Here is a 16564-nt window from a genome sequence, read left to right on the forward strand (position 1 = left end):
TACTCAAGTTTATCAAAAATCAACTTAAACACTTTATACTGTGCGGCATTCGTGCAGTCGTCCACAAAATGGAGGTCTTCACTAATTCCGTTGGGCTATGGTGGTAACTTTCACCTTTTATGTTCACTCTGCTCGAGTGATTCAGGCGACGTTCGAGTATATTTAGCAGCATTCTGCTTAGTTAGCCCGTAAACAAAGTTATGATACGCAGTACTCATTTAAAAGCACCATCCTGTCAGTTCCTAATTCTATATTATACAAGAAAAGAAACTAATTCGACAGGATAGGTCTTGATTCCTTGTTTCCATAATTGGTAATTTAGAAGGTTCTTCCATGCTTTATGTCGAAATTAGTCTTTTCAATTACTACATATGGGGGTATTCTGCATGTCTTACCAAGGAATGAGATGGTACAAGTGTGATTTTCAAATGCAAACACCAGGTGACCCTAATAATTGGCTTCAAAGTGACCCGGCGCACTTGAAAAAGGAACATTCTCAAGATGAATTAATTAGATCCGTTGACTTATATTTGACCCGGTGCCACGAAGTCGGATTAGAAGTAGTGTGCATTACCGATCATAACTTTATTGGCATTGATTACCTACGTGTATTGAAGGGTAGAAACGATTACATTGCGAATCAATTGCAGAAGCCTCCTTTGGTTATTTTCCCTGGTTTTGAGATAGAGGTTTCTCAAGGATTAGGTATTCATTTGCTTTGTATTTTTGATGTAAATAAGCCGCTTCATGATATCGACGATATCGTAACGCAATTAGGACTTACTAGGTCCGAACGTGTTAGAAACGGGAATATTGTACCGTTGCCACAAGCTACATTTGATCGTATTGAAAAGATCGTGCAAGAAGATCATAACGGAGTCATTATCGCCGCTCACCCCCTATCGGATAGCGGTCTCCTAAATGACGATTTTCTTACAGAATTCTTTCAAAGGGACATGTTCCTAAATCCGAAATTGCTGGCGCTAGAGCTCCCGAAGCCGCTTGCTGATTTTTCCGTAAATATGCAGAGATTAATTACTGCGGATGTAGCTTGTCACGCCGAGTGGAAAAGAGAACGAAGAATAGCTGCTGTCATGTCATCGGATGCATATAGTATTAATGAAAGTTCTAAAGGCTACATAGGTAAAAGACATACATGGGTCAAGATGTCCGACCCTTCATTAAAATCCATCATTCAAGCTTTCCTTGATCATGAACGAATAGCGTTGAGTCCAAATAATCCTAACGAAAATGTTAGACATGACAAGATTATTTCTCTATCCATAGAAAACGCTGCCTTTCTTGACGATCAAACGATTCATTTATCCCCTCATTTAAATTGTATTATAGGCGGTAGGGGTTCAGGTAAATCGTCAATTCTTGAATATATCCGGCTCGCTGTATCTCATAATCAAGATCTAAATGAAACAGAGCAGATTCAAAGAGTTAGAAGAACGTTACCTCCAACATCAGTGGTAAGGCTCACTTGGGAGGGTCTAAATGGACTAACGGATACTTTTGAATACGATATCGCCTCACAAAATGCGAGAATTATTAGTAGAGAAGCACAAGATCCTGCAACTATCTTGAGGAACTTGAAAGTTCAAGTATTCAGTCAGCGAGAAATATCCGAAATTGCTCAAGAACAGAAAAGTTTATCAATATTGATTGACACCATTTCCGGCTCAGAGCTTGACAGACTAAAATCGAAGGAAATTGAGTTGAGATCGACCATCCAAAATTTATTTCAATCGAGAAATACCATCGAGCGTCTCAAGAATGAGCGTAATACCCTTCTTCAAGAGATTAGCGAGATTCAAAGACAATGGAATGCATTCGTGTCTGTACAGGCGGAAAACGAGCGTAGGAATAAGGCTTTGGTTGCAGAAAACTACATCCATGAAGTCTTAGAGGAGACCAAGCAACTCGTTGCATCTTGGAACGAACAAATTAAATCATCCACAAGGGAACATGCTGATCTTGTTAAACAAGATTGGTTAGATGATCCTTTCTTTGACGACTTAAATGTGGGATTAAGAGCCGCGAAACAAGAATTAGAAAAAGGCGTGGAAGCTGCATTAATAAAATATTCCGAAGCAGTGGACAGTCTTACGGAGAAAAACGAGAAATGGGAAGCAATAACAGTTGCTATTCAACAAACAAAAACAGATTTTATTGCTGCCTGCCATGAAAAAGGTGTTCACCCTGATCAGCTTGAAGTTATGAAGGAGCTAGAGCACAGCATTCAATTAAAAGAACAAGATTTGGATGAGAGAGAAAAAAAATTAGCCAACTCTTCGCAAGAAATTGAAAAACTATTTTCGAGCATTGGAACTCTTCATGATACTTGGCTCGCACAGACAACGCTGAAGACTGAAAAAATCTATTCAATTTTGGCATCCGGATCTATTCCTTATACGAGGCAGGGTTCCCCTTTCATATCCGTTGAAATCTTCAAATGTAGAGATCAGGAGCATTTCAAGCAGATATGGGGTACGAACCATAACATTCGCGGTAACACTCGTCTAGGGAGAAATTGGGATACAATTGGCGAAAAATTGTTTCAATCATTTGAAGTAAGCGAAGACTTGACTCCATGGACATTACTCACGCAGTGGCTAGAAAATGTGGAACTGATGCCTTCCGAGCTAAGAGGATACCATGGTGAGCTTAATGCATATCTCACGGGAGAAGGTATTGGATATTGGGAGACAATGCAAGTCACTCGAATTAATGACAGAATCAATATCACATTATATCGGGATGATGGAACTCGCGCTGGTTCTCTGGATGACGGTGGACTTTCCGACGGACAAAAGAACACTGCGATTTTAGCATTACTTTTTGCTCATGGAACAAATCCTTTACTTATTGACCAACCAGAAGATGAGCTGGATTCTGATTTCATTTATAATCAACTGGTTCCACTTTTGAGAAGGGTCAAACACAACCGCCAAATCATCCTTGCTACACACAACGCTAATATTCCGGTCAACGGAGATTGCGAATTGCTCTATGCATTACACACCGAAATGGGCAAAGGCATTCTGAAGGCTGAAGGCGGACTTGAGAAACCGCATGTCAAAGAAGCCGTGTTAGACATCATGGAGGGATCTAGGGAAGCATTTAAGCGAAGACAAGAGAAATATAATTTCTAGCCGGTTCAAGTTTCAACTTTATATCAATTTAAGGCTTCGGGATTTCCAAATAATTGTCCTTTAACAAAACAACTTAAACAAATTGTAAGCATAGCATAAACGCTATCCACATATCCTTCCATTAAAATGCAGTTGTCAACTCTAATTTGACAACTGCATTTTCTGTTATCTCTTTGTTTTACCGTATTCATGGGAGGTTGCGAGTTGAAATTCAGTCGCAAATCACAAAATGTCATTTCTATATTATATCTGTGATACATAAGATGATGATGATGCCAGCAAGTGTAGAAACAATGTTTTACCTAAGGAAAGCACCATGGACATATAGTTTCTTCAAAAACAATACTTAACATTGCCCTTTGAGCAAAATCGTTTAAGCCTACAACGTGTGACATGTATTACGTTGAAAACATGAACTAAATATATCTTTTAAGTTTAATTCCAATAATCTCTATAATCTCATCTTGATCATCGTTATTTAGTTTTCTGAATCCAGAAATCAATTTGGTTTCCTTCTCATTAAGATTGATGCTATATGTATCTTCGGCTGATCCGATGATTAACCATTCTATACCAACCTTAAATTTTTCTTGTATTACAATAAGTATATCAACTGACGGCTTGTACTTATCTTGTTCCAGTTCGCTAAGGGTACCTTGTGATACGCCGATCATATTGGCAAATTCAATTTGATTTAATTGATTGTTCTTTCTTATCCCCCTAATTCTCTCCCCTAAGGTTGACAATTCCATCACCCCAACATTAGAAATAAAGTCCCGATGAAGATGTTCCATCGGGACTGACTCAGTAGTAGTTCCACCGTTTAATCGGACAGTTAAAAACTCACGTATTATGACGAAGTTAAATATAATTTTTAACTCTTATTTTCTTTAACATTGTCATAATCCGTTAAGCCAACAGTATTTCAATTTTTCATTTGTTTCCTCTGCAAAATCCCCATACAGTGCGAAAAAATACTCGAAAAACATTTGATTTTAATGACATTTTGTTATTATATTCACTGCCAAATTTAATTATTTTTACTGACAGGATTAATTATTACTCAGAACAAAAAAATCTTCAGGATCGTCTAGTTTTACTCTACTGTCACGCTCTTCGCCAAATTCCGCGGCTTATCCACATCATTACCACGCGCCAAAGACGCATAGTAAGATAGCAATTGCAACGGCACAACGGCAAGCGCTGGTGACAATACATCCAGCGTCTTCGGAATCACAAAGGTGCTGTCAACGGACTTCTGCAGCTCCATTTCGCCTTCTACGGCGATACCCAACACGTTAGCGCCGCGTGCTTTCACTTCTTTAATGTTGCTTACAGTTTTCTCCAGCAGCTCGTGTTGAGTAGCCAATGCGATAACTGGAACGCCATCCTCGATAAGCGCCAAGGTACCATGCTTCAACTCGCCTGCTGCATAAGCTTCGGAGTGGATATAGGAAATTTCCTTCAGCTTCAAGGAGCCTTCCAACGCTACCGCATAATCCAAACCACGACCGATGAAGAAGAGGTTGTCATGTTTAGCCATCTCTTCGGCTACACCTTTAATTGCTTCAGCTTGTTCCAGGATCGCTTCTACCTGTGTAGGAAGCTCCTTCAAAGCGGCAATCGTCTCTTCAATCTCTGTAATCGACTGCGTTCCCAACGTTTGAGCCAGATGCAGCCCAAACAAATAAAAAGCAATCAATTGCGATGTATAAGCCTTTGTTGACGCTACCGCGATCTCAGGCCCCGCCCAAGTCGTGATGATGTCGTCCGCTTCGCGGGCTACTGAGCTGCCCACCACATTCGTGATTGCCATCACGCGCGCTCCACATCGTTTTGCTTCACGAAGCGCAGCCAACGTATCTGCCGTTTCACCGGATTGACTCACAACAATCACGAGCGTGTCCTTCGTAATAATCGGTGAGCGATAACGATATTCGGATGCTACATCCGTTTCAACCGGAATGCGAGCTAGCTTCTCGATGACATATTTTCCAACCATACCTGCATGATACGCCGTACCACAAGCTACAATATGAACACGGCTGATATTACGAATCTCTTCAGGCGTCATCGACAATTCATTTAACGTTACTCGGCTTCCATTTATCGAAATGCGACTTCCCATCGTATCGCGATAAGCTTTAGGCTGTTCATGGATTTCTTTCAACATAAAATGATCAAATCCGGCTTTTTCAGCTGTAATAATGTCCCAATCGACATGGAACATTTCCCGGGAAATAAAATTGCCTTCGAGGGTCATTAATTCGACACCTTCTCTGGTCAATAGTGCCATTTCGCCATCGTTCAAAATAAATACATTACGCGTATATTCCAAAATAGCCGGGATATCCGAACCAATAAAGTTCTCGCCTTCACCGATACCGATGATGAGAGGACTAGCTTGTCGAACTGCCACCAATCGATCCGGTTCGAGTTCAGTCAAAACACCCAGTGCGAAAGCACCGGTCATGCGTTTAACCGCCTTCTGAACGGCTTTCAGAATATCTCCTTCATACAAATCGGCAATCAGGTGAGAAATGACCTCCGTATCCGTTTCCGATACGAACACATGCCCTTTGGCCATCAATTCTTCCTTTAAGCTAATGTAATTCTCAATAATCCCATTATGCACGACGGAAAATTTCATCGAGTTGTCCGTATGCGGGTGCGAATTCACATCGGATGGCTTACCGTGCGTCGCCCAGCGCGTATGCCCGATTCCAACGCTTCCGTTCAGAGGAGCTTCCTCCAGCTTGGATTCAAGGTTCGCAATCCGTCCCTTTGCTTTTTGAATTTGCAGCCCGCTCGCCGTATATACAGCTACACCAGCCGAATCATAGCCCCGGTACTCGAGTTTTTTGAGACCTTCCAGTAGAATTTCTTGAGAATTACGCTTGCCGATATATCCAACGATTCCGCACATAGTGTAGTACCTCCATAGTTTTATAAGCCTCTGAATGTAAGGCTGTTTGTCAAAGATCCTGATTTTGTTCTCATACCAAATAAAGCACAACATCTATAATAACGATCAATAAGTTCTTATTTATGTTGCTAGCATGTTGGAATCTTGTCAGCCCGGTCGCCCGAGCGTTTTTGCCTTCCAACTTAACGGTACTCTAGCTTCTTACCGGAAGGTCCCCGCCGAATGTTTCGAACACCTTCACCTCGTCAACTCGTTCGCGCAGTATCATACTTTTCCGTCCCGCTTGCGAGTTCTGGCGCTATTGTTACTTGGTCAACCTCTACCCTGCCTTTCCTTCTTGAGTAAGGGAATTATGAAAATTTGCAAAAACCTCTTTACATCATATTCATTTTAGAGCTTCTACGCAACATTTTTTTCTTGAAACCGGCACCTGTTCTATACAAAATAAGCGAATCCCCCTTCAAGCAATCAACCAAGAAAGGGGATCCCCAATCACTATAATCTTTATACCAGCTGTTCTTCAATCACTTTAGCGATGGTTTGGACATAAGCCTCGACTTGTTCTTTATCCGGACCTTCAGCCATAACACGGATCAGAGACTCCGTACCCGATGGACGAACTAACACGCGGCCATTATCTCCAAGCTCTTCTTCCACCTTGCGAATAGCTTCTTCAATAACCGCGTTGTCTTTCAGCTTGCTTTTATCAGCAACCCGTACATTGACCAGCAGCTGCGGATATTTGCGCATAATGCCTTTCAATTCGCTTAGCTTTTTCCCTGATTGAACAACGGTATTCATTAGCTGTAAAGCAGTTAGTATACCATCACCGGTCGAAATGTAATCCAGGAAAATAACATGCCCCGACTGCTCGCCGCCCAGGTTATAGCCGCCCTTGCGCATCTCTTCCATCACATAGCGATCGCCGACTGCGGTCTGCAAAGCTTTCAAACCCGCTTTTTCAATCCCTTTGAAAAAGCCGATATTCGCCATAACCGTCGTAACTATCGTGCTATGGTTTAACTTCCCTGCGCGATTCATTGCATCGCCGCAAATGCTAAGGATATAGTCGCCGTCTACTTCGGCGCCTGTCTCATCGATCGCGATCAGCCGATCCGCGTCACCGTCAAAAGCGAGCCCAATGGCTGCGCCATGCTTCACCACTTCCTCGCGAAGCTTCTCGGGATGGGTAGATCCGCAATCGTCATTGATGTTGCGCCCGTTCGGCTCAGCGCCGATCGTGATGACTTCCGCTCCCAGATCGCGGAACACCTTCGGTGCGAGCTCATATGCGGCTCCATTCGCGCAATCCAGTACGACCTTATATCCTTGGAAAGACCCGGATAAGGTCGATTTCAAAAACTCCAGATAAGCAAACTTCGCATCCTCATCGTCCGAAACCGTACCGATCTCGCCGCCTACAGGCCGCGGCAGCTCATCCACAGCCGCATCCAGCAGCTGTTCGATCTCCAGCTCCTTCTCATCCAGCAGTTTAAAGCCGTCGCCGCCGAAAAACTTGATGCCATTATCCTCAACCGGATTATGTGACGCCGAGATCATAACCCCGGCATCTGCTCCCAGCTTCTTCGTCAAATAGGCAACAGCCGGTGTGCTGACAACACCGATTCGAATCACATTTACGCCAATGGACAGTAATCCTGCAACCAAGGCTGCCTCCAGCATAGGCCCCGAAATCCGAGTATCCCGCCCAATGATAACCTTCGGATGCTGAGCTTGCCTTGTTAATACATAACCGCCGCAGCGGCCGACTTTATAAGCTAATTCAGGCGTCAGCTCGTTGTTGGCAACTCCCCGAACACCATCTGTACCAAAATATTTCCCCATGTCTATTCTTCTCCTCTTTTTCTATAAGCCGCGGCTTAAGGCCTTGCGACTTTCGGTGCTTTCTCGCTGATTTCTACAGTAGCTTTCACGTCTTCAGGCAAACCCAGCTTTACGTAAGTAGGCAGATTCATAGTAACATTCAATTCGTGCTTCCCTGGCGGCAAATTGCTTACATCCAGTATCGCTTGAATGTCTTCCGGCTTAATCTGATCAATAAGAGCCGGTGCGCCTTCTACCGTGACGTTCAACTTTGCCGTATCCGGTGCAACCACTTTTGTGTTGTAGTTTTCATTTTGGCCGATAATCGTTATCGGAATGTTCTCCATCGCCTTCGTAATCGAAGGGACGATTTCAACACGTACAATAACTTTATCCGGGTCCAGTTGAGTTACTTTATTCCTAAGCGGGATATCTAGTGAATAATCCTTTGTTTCCTTGATATCTTGAATGCTCAATTGCGGCCCCTGATAGAACTCCAGTCGATCCACTTCCTCTTGTGTTCCATAGACCGTAATCTTGTCCGGATTTTGGGTTACAGAGGCTATAGCGTATCCTTTAGGCGGTTCTCCGCTCAGCTTCAGTTGAAGTGGGATGGTTTGGAACGGACTCGTAATAGGAACCTCGACATCCACGACGGTCGGATTCATATTGACCACAACTTCTTTACCCTCTTTATTAAAAGCTTGCAGCCTCACTTGCTTCGTTACAGCGGATTGAGCCTTATCCACAGAAACTTCGCCTAGGACGTTCTCAATCTGTTCCAACTTACTCGTCGGTGCCGTGATATATACTTTATTCGGTTTTACTATAGGTTGTCCAGCTTTAAGCCCTGCTGCCGGAGTACCTTTGATATTAATAACAACAGGTACTTCTTTCATTTGCAACTCTTCGATAACGACATGCACGGTCCTTGGAACGACTTGAACTTCCACATCCGACGGAAATCCTACTGGCGTTAGCGAAAGCTCATGATCCCCTTTGCCGACCTGCGTCAAATCTAGCTGAATTTGATAATTATTGCTTGTCGTTACTTTCTTCACGGCAGATTCTTTCCCGCTCAGAATTACCTGTACATTCGATGGAGACATAGATGAGATGAAATAGCGACTCTCATCATATCTGGTCGTAATCGCGACGTTATTAATCGTTTCGACGCGCTCTCTTAATGGAGAAGTACCGGAAACGTTCGTCTCCTCCATATGCACAACAACCCATAGAAAAATACCGATGATCAGCGCGACGACCCGCACGACATTCGTATTTCGCAACCATTTATCCATTCGATCGCCCCCTCCACTTCAAGAAAGGGTTCTTTTCTTTCACTTTGGCCTTCGGCTTCAGTTCTTCAAACAGCTTCGCGATGAGCGATTCCTCTTTAATATCCCGAACAATATGCCCGTTCATCGTCAATGAAATCTGTCCGGTCTCTTCGGAGACAACGATACACATCGCATCCGAAACTTCGCTCATGCCAATCGCTGCGCGGTGCCGAGTACCAAGCTCCTTGCTGATAAAAGGGTTCTCAGACAGCGGTAAATAACACCCTGCAGCCATCAATTGATTTTGGCGCATAATAACAGCACCATCGTGCAGCGGCGTATTCGGGATGAAAATATTAATCAACAGCTCCGCGCTGATCTTACTCTCTATCGCAATACCGGATTCCACGTAGTCCGTGAGACCAGTCTCTTTCTCGAATACAATTAAAGCGCCTATCTTCCTCTTGGCCAAATAATTCGCAGCCCGGATCACTTCGCCGATCCGCTTGTTCACATCCTGATCCTCCTCGGAGGATGAACGGCTGAACAAACTGCCGCGGCCCAACTGTTCAAGTGCCCGACGCAGCTCGGGCTGGAAGATAATCATGATCCCCAAGACCCCGAACGTCAAAGTCTGATTCATCATCCATTGCAAGGTGCTCAACTTAAACCATATGCTGAGTGCCCAAGTAATGACAACGACAAGAATCCCCTTCATTAACTGAATGGCCCTTGTCCCACGAACGATGAGAATCAGTTTATAAATCACATAGCTGACGATTAGAATATCGATGACATCCTTAATCGAAATGCTCGTGAGTAAGTCCATCTGTTATTCTCCCCCAACGACTGCACACATTGTTCTCTCTGTATTAGAATCATACCATAATCCATTCGATACTTCTATTTATCTCTCCCAAATGGCGTTTTATGTCTTCAATCTGTTAATTTTCTCACAAAAAAAACGTCCTAATCCAGCTGACAGCCAGATAAAGGACGTCTTATCTTATTTTGAAAGCATGCCCACGAACTCGTTTAATTTGTACCAAATCCAACTTATGGCCTCGTCCACTTGCGTGACCTGTCCGGAGATGTGCGCCGTTGATGCCAAATTGAGCGAACCGTCAATCACAGTCAAGTTCCCTGTCACATCGCCATCAACCTGTAATTTACCGCGCTGTACAACGAGATCCCCGTTAACCGTATGGCCTTGAGGCACAATAACCGTATCGCCCTGAATAACAACATCTTGCAGGTCACTGCCCTTCACCATCAAGTTCTTATCATCATTCCACATGGACATGAAACTACCGAACATGACAGCTGCAAAAACAACCGCTACAGATACAGCCGGGTGCCTGCGAATCCATTCCGTCCATACATTGCGTTTCTTCATTGGTGGAAGTCCGCTCATAATCTGCGCAGTCAAAGTGTCAGATACATGGACCGAAGGTAACGATCTGACAATCGCATCCGTTCTCTCCAATTCTCTGAACAAGGCATGGCATGCCGTACAAGATATCAGATGCTCCTTCAGCTGAAGAGTTTCTGCACCCTGCAAATCACCATCGAGATATTCGTGAATGAGCGGGAGGGCTTCCTTACAATTCATGATTAAGCCACCCCTTTCTTTAACTTTTGCGTTTTGTGGTATACCATACGTTTGAATTTCAAATATGTTTCACTTTGGAACAGTTTTTTTATATAGTAACATGAACCTCTTGCTCCAACCGCTTGCGCAAGTACTCCCGTCCGCGATGCACCCTTGTTTTGACTGTTGTTACAGGCATTTGAAGTACATCTCCGATCTCCTGAAGCGACATATCGTGCAAATATCTAAGAACCACGACAGATTTATACTTCTCTGGAAGCGTCTCTATAGCTTCACGAATCTGTTCCTGTGTTTCCGATACAATCACCTGCTTCTCAGGCGTATCTTCGTGACTAGGGAGCATGGCATAATAATCGTTCCCCTCGCCATCCGGCATTTCTGCATCCAACGAATAGGTGTTCTTCCTTCTCCGAAGCTTGTCGATACATAAATTTGTCCCGATTCGGAAGATCCAAGTCGAAAATTTCTGATTCTCATCATACCTGTGCAAATTCGTATAAACGCGCAAGAACGTCTCCTGCACCGCATCCTCGGCCTCTTGCTTGTTATTTAACATTCGATAAGCCAAGTGAAAGATCTTGTCCTTATAGAGCTCTACAAGCTCAGCAAAAGCGTTTCGATCCCCATTCCTGGCCAGCTTCGCCAGACGTGCTTCAACAAAATTCACTACGATACCTCCGGCTTCTTGGCAATTCAATTCCTTTATCTATTCTTACGCAGTAGTTCCCGTTTTGTATTCAGAAATAATAATGCTTCCAAGAATCAATCCCATACCTAACCACTGAAGCCCAGATACGGGTTCCCCGATAAAAACTGTACGTTAAAGCTGACAGTAAGCTAAATAGAAGCCCGCTAATCCAAATATACCAATCATTCCTAACTTTATCCACGGTCCTTTGCAAGGATTTACCCAAGACTTTTTATTAAAAAGTATAAGCAGCCAAACAAATAATGTTCCCATCGTCATTTGAGCCGGAGTAATTTGTCCATCGCTAATCTTGAAGCCCCTATGATAACAAGGACTATAGCCAACCATCGCCCCACGTTGTTCAACAACTCCTGTCCATGGGCAACAGCGGGAAATGACAGGAAAAGTCGAGCGCCTCATCATCTAAGGCCCCGACTCCTACATCCTGTTCCATGCTTTTCCGTTATATATTCTATGGATCAGCCCGTATTTCTAAGCCCTGCGGCAATTCCGTTAATGGTAAGCAAAACTTCACGCAGCAGAACCGCATCATCCTCATTATTATCGCGTAATGCACGAAGCTCTGCAAGCAATTCAACCTGCATATAGCTCAGCGGATCCACGTAGGGATTACGTAGACGAATCGACTCCTGGATAACAGGAACGTTATCCAGAATTTCTTGCTGTCCGGTAATTTGCAAAATAATCGAAGAAGTTAAATCGTATTCTTCCCTAATCAAGCCGAAGATACGCTCAGCAATTTCCGATTTCTTAACCATGCTGCCGTATTCCTTGGCAATGAGAAGATCTGCTTTGGCTAATGCCATCTGCAAATTGTCGATCATAGAACGGAAGAATGACCATTCCGCATACATTTCTTTTAACGTATCCAGATTTTGCGCTTCACCCTGGTAAAAGCTTTGTAAACCCGTTCCAGCCGCATACCAAGCAGGCAGTAAGTATCTGCTTTGCGTCCATGCGAACACCCATGGAATGGCACGCAAATCCTCGAAACGATCGCTATTCTTACGCTTAGACGGGCGTGAGCCAATGTTTAGTTCACCGATTTCCGGAAGCGGCGTGGACTCCTTGAAGAACGTTAAGAAATCTTCATCCCGGAAAATCAAATCTTGATATTTCGTCTGCGCTTGCTCAGAAATACCTCTCATGATATGCTCCCACTTCTCTTCCAACGGATGCCTTTGAGGAGAACGCGATAGCTTAGAGGCCGTAATCAAAGCAAAAGTTGCCTGCTCCAAGCTGCGGTAAGCAATACCTTTCAAGGAATAACGAGAAGAAAGCACCTCGCCTTGCTCAGTAATTTTAATACCGCCGCCTAGTGTTTCTACCGGTTGTGCCAAAATACTCCGGTTAAGCGGCATACCGCCGCGACCAAGCGCGCCGCCGCGGCCATGAAAAAACTTCAGCTTCACGCCGAATTGTTTCGCCGCTTCGGTAATATTCTGGAGCGCCATACGCAGCTCCCAGTTTGCCGTAATCACGCCGCCGTCTTTGTTGCTGTCCGAATACCCGAGCATAATCTCGTGCAGCTGCGTAACAGGGTCCAGGCTCGCCTTGTAAGCCGGTATCGCTAATAGAGTGCTCATGATCTCAGGAGCCGCATGCAAGTCATCAATCGTCTCAAATAGAGGCACAGATTGAAGCGTGCAAGTTACACTGCCATCACTCTCCTTACGATACAGCCCTGCCTCTTTAGCAAACACCAGCACCTCTAACAGGTCGCTAGCCCCTTGCGTCATACTGATCAAATAGCTGTTGATACAGTTGCGCCCGAATTCCTTTTGTGCACGTCCAACCGTGCGGTATACGTTCAGGCACTCTTCCGTACCTTCTGTATATTCCAAGTACATCGATGTAATCGGTCTTGGATCATTCAAAACGCTTGTTAATAAGCTGATTTTCTCTTCCTCTGACAGTTTGCTGTAGTCAGCAACAAGACCCATTTTCGCCAAAATCTCAGTCATGGCATTCTCATGCTCTTTGCTATGCTGTCTAATATCCAGCGCAGCCAAATGGAAGCCGAACAGCTCTACCTGACGGATCAGCTTTTTGATATATTTATCAGCTACATAATCGGCGTAATGACCTCTTAAACTTGCATCAATTATTTGCAAATCAGCAATAAACTCTTCAGGACTGTTATATTTCTGAGTAGAAGGTACGTTCGGGTTGCCTGTCTGATGAATCTTCTCAATCATATATGTCGTCTTGATTCTATACGGCTCTTTTTCGTTGCGCCATACGTCTTGAATATTGCCAAGTGCTTCACGATCGCTTTGGATGGATGCTAACAAAGCATCGCTGACGTGAACAATATTTTTACTGAAACTCATGTGTTCGAGCGTTTCCTTGAGAATCTCTTCATACTTCTGAAGAGCTAATTGCCGGTGCAGCCCTAATGTTTCCCATGTTACATTCGCTTTAACGGATGGGTTACCATCACGGTCCCCGCCGATCCAAGAGCCAAATTTCAAGAACGATGGCACATGCCATCCTTCTTGTGGATAGTATTTATTTAGACAGCGCTCCAGCTCATGATAGACCTCCGGAAGCACATCAAATAACGTTTCATCAAAATAGTACAACCCATTCCTAACTTCATCGATTACCGTAGGTTTACGATCACGAAGCTCGTCCGTTTGCCATAGGCTAAGAACTTCACCCAGCAGCTTCTCACGAAGTTGCTCGCGCTCTCGATGAGTCAGCATCGGATTATCCAGCTTCATCATATCTTCGGAAATGCGAAGATTCACATCGAGAACAGCTCTACGCATCGCTTCAGTTGGATGTGCAGTCATCACGAGTTCCAGTGAGATGGCCTGAAGAATCTCTTGCACCTCTTGATAAGGGATATGATTGTTCTTCAACTCTTGTACGATGCTCTCAATGGATCCTGGTTGTACCAATTCACCGGAAGAACGCTCGTAATCTCTTTTGCGGCGAATCCGATGATTCTGCTCGGCAATATTAACAAGTTGAAAATAAATAGCAAAAGCACGAATAACATGGTGACGTATTTCCGGATCTAACGAGCTGATCGTCTTCTTGAATTCCTCGTATATCTCAGGTACATAATGAGCTCTTAACGATTTACTCATTTCACGAATTTTCTCTACGACATCGAGCAGCTCATTACCACCTTGATGGACAAGAACTTCACCCAATATGTGACCTAAGAAGCGTACATCCCTGCGCAGCAGGTTATTGGTTGATTGCTTTTGTAAGCTGATTCCGTTCTCTGACATACTCTCCACCTCATCTATTCACTATGCTACATTAAAGCTTCTCTCTAGCAAAGTTCTTCCTTAGAAAAACCCATTTCAGAATATTTTACCACAATCCGCTCTTTGCACATAGAGTAAAAATAAAAAAAGACCCCAATTAGGTCGTGGTAATTTATGTATGTCATCTAGTGTGAAGACATTACCTTTGCTGAAAATTAAAACATACGATGTTATCACGGATGGTCGAACTCTGGTGGGTTCTCTCCCCGTACCTTTAAATAAAGGCTTTGTTAAATTCTTCATTGTTGATTTCTAACCATGAGATAAACCTCTATCGAGGTCTTTCGAAGATGTGCGACCGCGTTCAGCGGAAGGTTTATTCGCCAATAAGAATTTCGTTTTCCAACTCATCGGAAACTTATAAATTCTTATGTGGTAAGAAAAACCACCTAAACAATTAGCGATCATTTCGAAACTATCGTTCCCTCATATATACTCGAAAAATCATACAGATTTATCCTTCAAACGGTAATTTCCATAGTTATACACGAAAAATCATACACAAAAGCTCTAATTGAAGCGAAGAGCCCGATTTTATATGAAATTTCATACAGAATCGTTGTTTCTTTTTTAAGTCCCGTTACTTAAATAAAGAAAATCAACAACAAAGTTTAACAGAGCCTAAATAAAAAGAAGATCACCTAATTAATCGGTGATCTTCTTTTTATTTAAGCGGGTGATGGGAATCGAACCCACGCTACCAGCTTGGAAGGCTGGAGTTCTACCATTGAACTACACCCGCGTGTTTATCGGGACGACACGATTTGAACATGCGACCCCCTGCTCCCAAAGCAGGTGCTCTACCAAGCTGAGCTACGTCCCGATAGTATTGATTTTTTATAAAAATGGCGTGCCCAGAGAGATTCGAACTCCCGACCTTTTGATTCGTAGTCAAACGCTCTATCCGGCTGAGCTATGGGCACATAAATAATGGAGCGGAAGACGGGATTCGAACCCGCGACCCTCGCCTTGGCAAGGCGATGCTCTACCCCTGAGCCACTTCCGCATAATAGGGTCCCCATAAAGCAACGAATTGCTTTATGGGGGTGTGATGCGCGTAGAGGGACTTGAACCCCCACGGTCTCCCGCTAGATCCTAAGTCTAGTGCGTCTGCCAATTCCGCCATACGCGCACACTGTAAATAAGGCAAATGGTGAGCCATGTAGGACTCGAACCTACGACACCCTGATTAAAAGTCAGGTGCTCTACCAACTGAGCTAATGGCTCGTGTAAGAACTGGGGATCAAGGATTCGAACCTTGGCATGACGGAGTCAAAGTCCGTTGCCTTACCGCTTGGCTAATCCCCATTACACACATGCCGTCGAGAGGACTTGAACCCCCAACCTACTGATTACAAGTCAGTTGCTCTACCAGTTGAGCTACAACGGCATAATTAGTATAGATGGTGGAGGCTGACGGGATCGAACCGCCGACCCTCTGCTTGTAAGGCAGATGCTCTCCCAGCTGAGCTAAGCCTCCAAAATTTGTTAAAAAGTGGTGACCCGTAGGGGATTCGAACCCCTGTTACCTCCGTGAAAGGGAGGTGTCTTAACCCCTTGACCAACGGGCCTCATAAAAAATCGTGGAGCTTCCAACCGGGATCGAACCGGTGACCTCATCCTTACCATGGATGCACTCTACCGACTGAGCTATGGAAGCATTGGCTCCCCGAACAGGACTCGAACCTGTGACAACTCGATTAACAGTCGAGTGCTCTACCAACTGAGCTATCAGGGAACATCGCTTGGCAACGTTCTACTCTCCCAGAAC

At 44.1% G+C, this 16564-nt stretch carries 9 protein-coding genes and 12 tRNA genes; 1 reads left to right on the forward strand and 20 read right to left on the reverse strand.

What is annotated here, in order from left to right:
• Positions 1 to 386 precede the first annotated feature (386 nt).
• Complete coding sequence (locus tag ICC18_RS27690; protein WP_188177666.1) at positions 387 to 3158, forward strand: TrlF family AAA-like ATPase; 2772 nt, start codon at positions 387 to 389, stop codon at positions 3156 to 3158.
• Positions 3159 to 3574: 416 nt separating this feature from the next.
• Here ICC18_RS27690 and ICC18_RS27695 read toward each other — a convergent pair whose 3' ends face one another.
• From ICC18_RS27695 to ICC18_RS27790, 20 genes are all read right to left on the reverse strand, one after another.
• The gene (locus ICC18_RS27695) at positions 3575 to 3952 is read right to left on the reverse strand and encodes a helix-turn-helix domain-containing protein (RefSeq protein ID WP_223192921.1); all 378 of its coding nucleotides are present in this window, start codon (positions 3950 to 3952) and stop codon (positions 3575 to 3577) included.
• Positions 3953 to 4254: 302 nt separating this feature from the next.
• Complete coding sequence (gene glmS, locus ICC18_RS27700) at positions 4255 to 6084, reverse strand: glutamine--fructose-6-phosphate transaminase (isomerizing) (protein WP_188177667.1); 1830 nt, start codon at positions 6082 to 6084, stop codon at positions 4255 to 4257.
• A 504-nt stretch (positions 6085 to 6588) separates the two neighbouring features.
• Entirely contained in the window at positions 6589 to 7929 is a 1341-nt protein-coding gene (gene glmM / locus ICC18_RS27705) for a phosphoglucosamine mutase (protein WP_188177668.1), read from the reverse strand.
• A 35-nt stretch (positions 7930 to 7964) separates the two neighbouring features.
• On the reverse strand, positions 7965 to 9209 hold the full coding sequence (locus ICC18_RS27710) for a CdaR family protein (RefSeq protein WP_188177669.1): 1245 nt from the start codon (positions 9207 to 9209) through the stop codon (positions 7965 to 7967).
• Positions 9202 to 10017, reverse strand: a complete 816-nt coding sequence (cdaA, locus tag ICC18_RS27715) for a diadenylate cyclase CdaA (protein ID WP_188177670.1) — start codon at positions 10015 to 10017, stop codon at positions 9202 to 9204. The genes ICC18_RS27710 and cdaA overlap by 8 nt, the downstream gene beginning before the upstream one ends.
• Before the next feature lie 177 nt (positions 10018 to 10194).
• Positions 10195 to 10800, reverse strand: a complete 606-nt coding sequence (locus ICC18_RS27720) for a zf-HC2 domain-containing protein (RefSeq protein WP_188177671.1) — start codon at positions 10798 to 10800, stop codon at positions 10195 to 10197.
• An 88-nt stretch (positions 10801 to 10888) separates the two neighbouring features.
• Positions 10889 to 11467, reverse strand: coding sequence for an RNA polymerase sigma factor SigW (gene sigW / locus ICC18_RS27725; protein ID WP_188177672.1), 579 nt, complete (start codon positions 11465 to 11467; stop codon positions 10889 to 10891).
• A 500-nt stretch (positions 11468 to 11967) separates the two neighbouring features.
• A complete protein-coding gene (gene ppc, locus ICC18_RS27730) occupies positions 11968 to 14754 on the reverse strand; it encodes a phosphoenolpyruvate carboxylase (protein WP_188177673.1) in 2787 nt (928 codons plus the stop codon).
• 710 nt (positions 14755 to 15464) lie between these two features.
• Positions 15465 to 15535: transfer RNA gene (locus ICC18_RS27735), tRNA-Gly, on the reverse strand.
• A 7-nt stretch (positions 15536 to 15542) separates the two neighbouring features.
• A tRNA-Pro gene (locus ICC18_RS27740) sits at positions 15543 to 15616 on the reverse strand.
• Between the two features lie 23 nt (positions 15617 to 15639).
• A tRNA-Arg gene (locus tag ICC18_RS27745) sits at positions 15640 to 15716 on the reverse strand.
• 8 nt (positions 15717 to 15724) lie between these two features.
• Positions 15725 to 15799: transfer RNA gene (locus tag ICC18_RS27750), tRNA-Gly, on the reverse strand.
• A 46-nt stretch (positions 15800 to 15845) separates the two neighbouring features.
• Positions 15846 to 15925: transfer RNA gene (locus ICC18_RS27755), tRNA-Leu, on the reverse strand.
• Between the two features lie 19 nt (positions 15926 to 15944).
• A tRNA-Lys gene (locus tag ICC18_RS27760) sits at positions 15945 to 16020 on the reverse strand.
• Positions 16021 to 16029: 9 nt separating this feature from the next.
• Positions 16030 to 16101: transfer RNA gene (locus ICC18_RS27765), tRNA-Gln, on the reverse strand.
• A 9-nt stretch (positions 16102 to 16110) separates the two neighbouring features.
• Positions 16111 to 16183 (reverse strand) — tRNA-Thr (locus ICC18_RS27770).
• 14 nt (positions 16184 to 16197) lie between these two features.
• A tRNA-Val gene (locus tag ICC18_RS27775) sits at positions 16198 to 16273 on the reverse strand.
• Between the two features lie 16 nt (positions 16274 to 16289).
• Positions 16290 to 16364, reverse strand: a tRNA-Glu gene (locus ICC18_RS27780).
• Positions 16365 to 16377: 13 nt separating this feature from the next.
• Positions 16378 to 16453, reverse strand: a tRNA-Thr gene (locus tag ICC18_RS27785).
• Between the two features lie 2 nt (positions 16454 to 16455).
• Positions 16456 to 16531: transfer RNA gene (locus tag ICC18_RS27790), tRNA-Asn, on the reverse strand.
• Positions 16532 to 16564: the final 33 nt, after the last annotated feature.

Source organism: Paenibacillus sedimenti (genome assembly GCF_014534655.1).
In the GTDB taxonomy this organism is placed as follows: domain Bacteria; phylum Bacillota; class Bacilli; order Paenibacillales; family NBRC-103111; genus Paenibacillus_E; species Paenibacillus_E sedimenti.

Coding starts and splice junctions, on each gene's coding strand:
- ICC18_RS27690 (WP_188177666.1), top strand. CDS start 387: ATGTCTTACCAAGGAATGAGATGGTACAAGTGTGATTTTCAAATGCAA.
- ICC18_RS27695 (WP_223192921.1), bottom strand. CDS start 3,952: ATGGAACATCTTCATCGGGACTTTATTTCTAATGTTGGGGTGATGGAA.
- glmS (WP_188177667.1), bottom strand. CDS start 6,084: ATGTGCGGAATCGTTGGATATATCGGCAAGCGTAATTCTCAAGAAATT.
- glmM (WP_188177668.1), bottom strand. CDS start 7,929: ATGGGGAAATATTTTGGTACAGATGGTGTTCGGGGAGTTGCCAACAAC.
- ICC18_RS27710 (WP_188177669.1), bottom strand. CDS start 9,209: ATGGATAAATGGTTGCGAAATACGAATGTCGTGCGGGTCGTCGCGCTG.
- cdaA (WP_188177670.1), bottom strand. CDS start 10,017: ATGGACTTACTCACGAGCATTTCGATTAAGGATGTCATCGATATTCTA.
- ICC18_RS27720 (WP_188177671.1), bottom strand. CDS start 10,800: ATGAATTGTAAGGAAGCCCTCCCGCTCATTCACGAATATCTCGATGGT.
- ppc (WP_188177673.1), bottom strand. CDS start 14,754: ATGTCAGAGAACGGAATCAGCTTACAAAAGCAATCAACCAATAACCTG.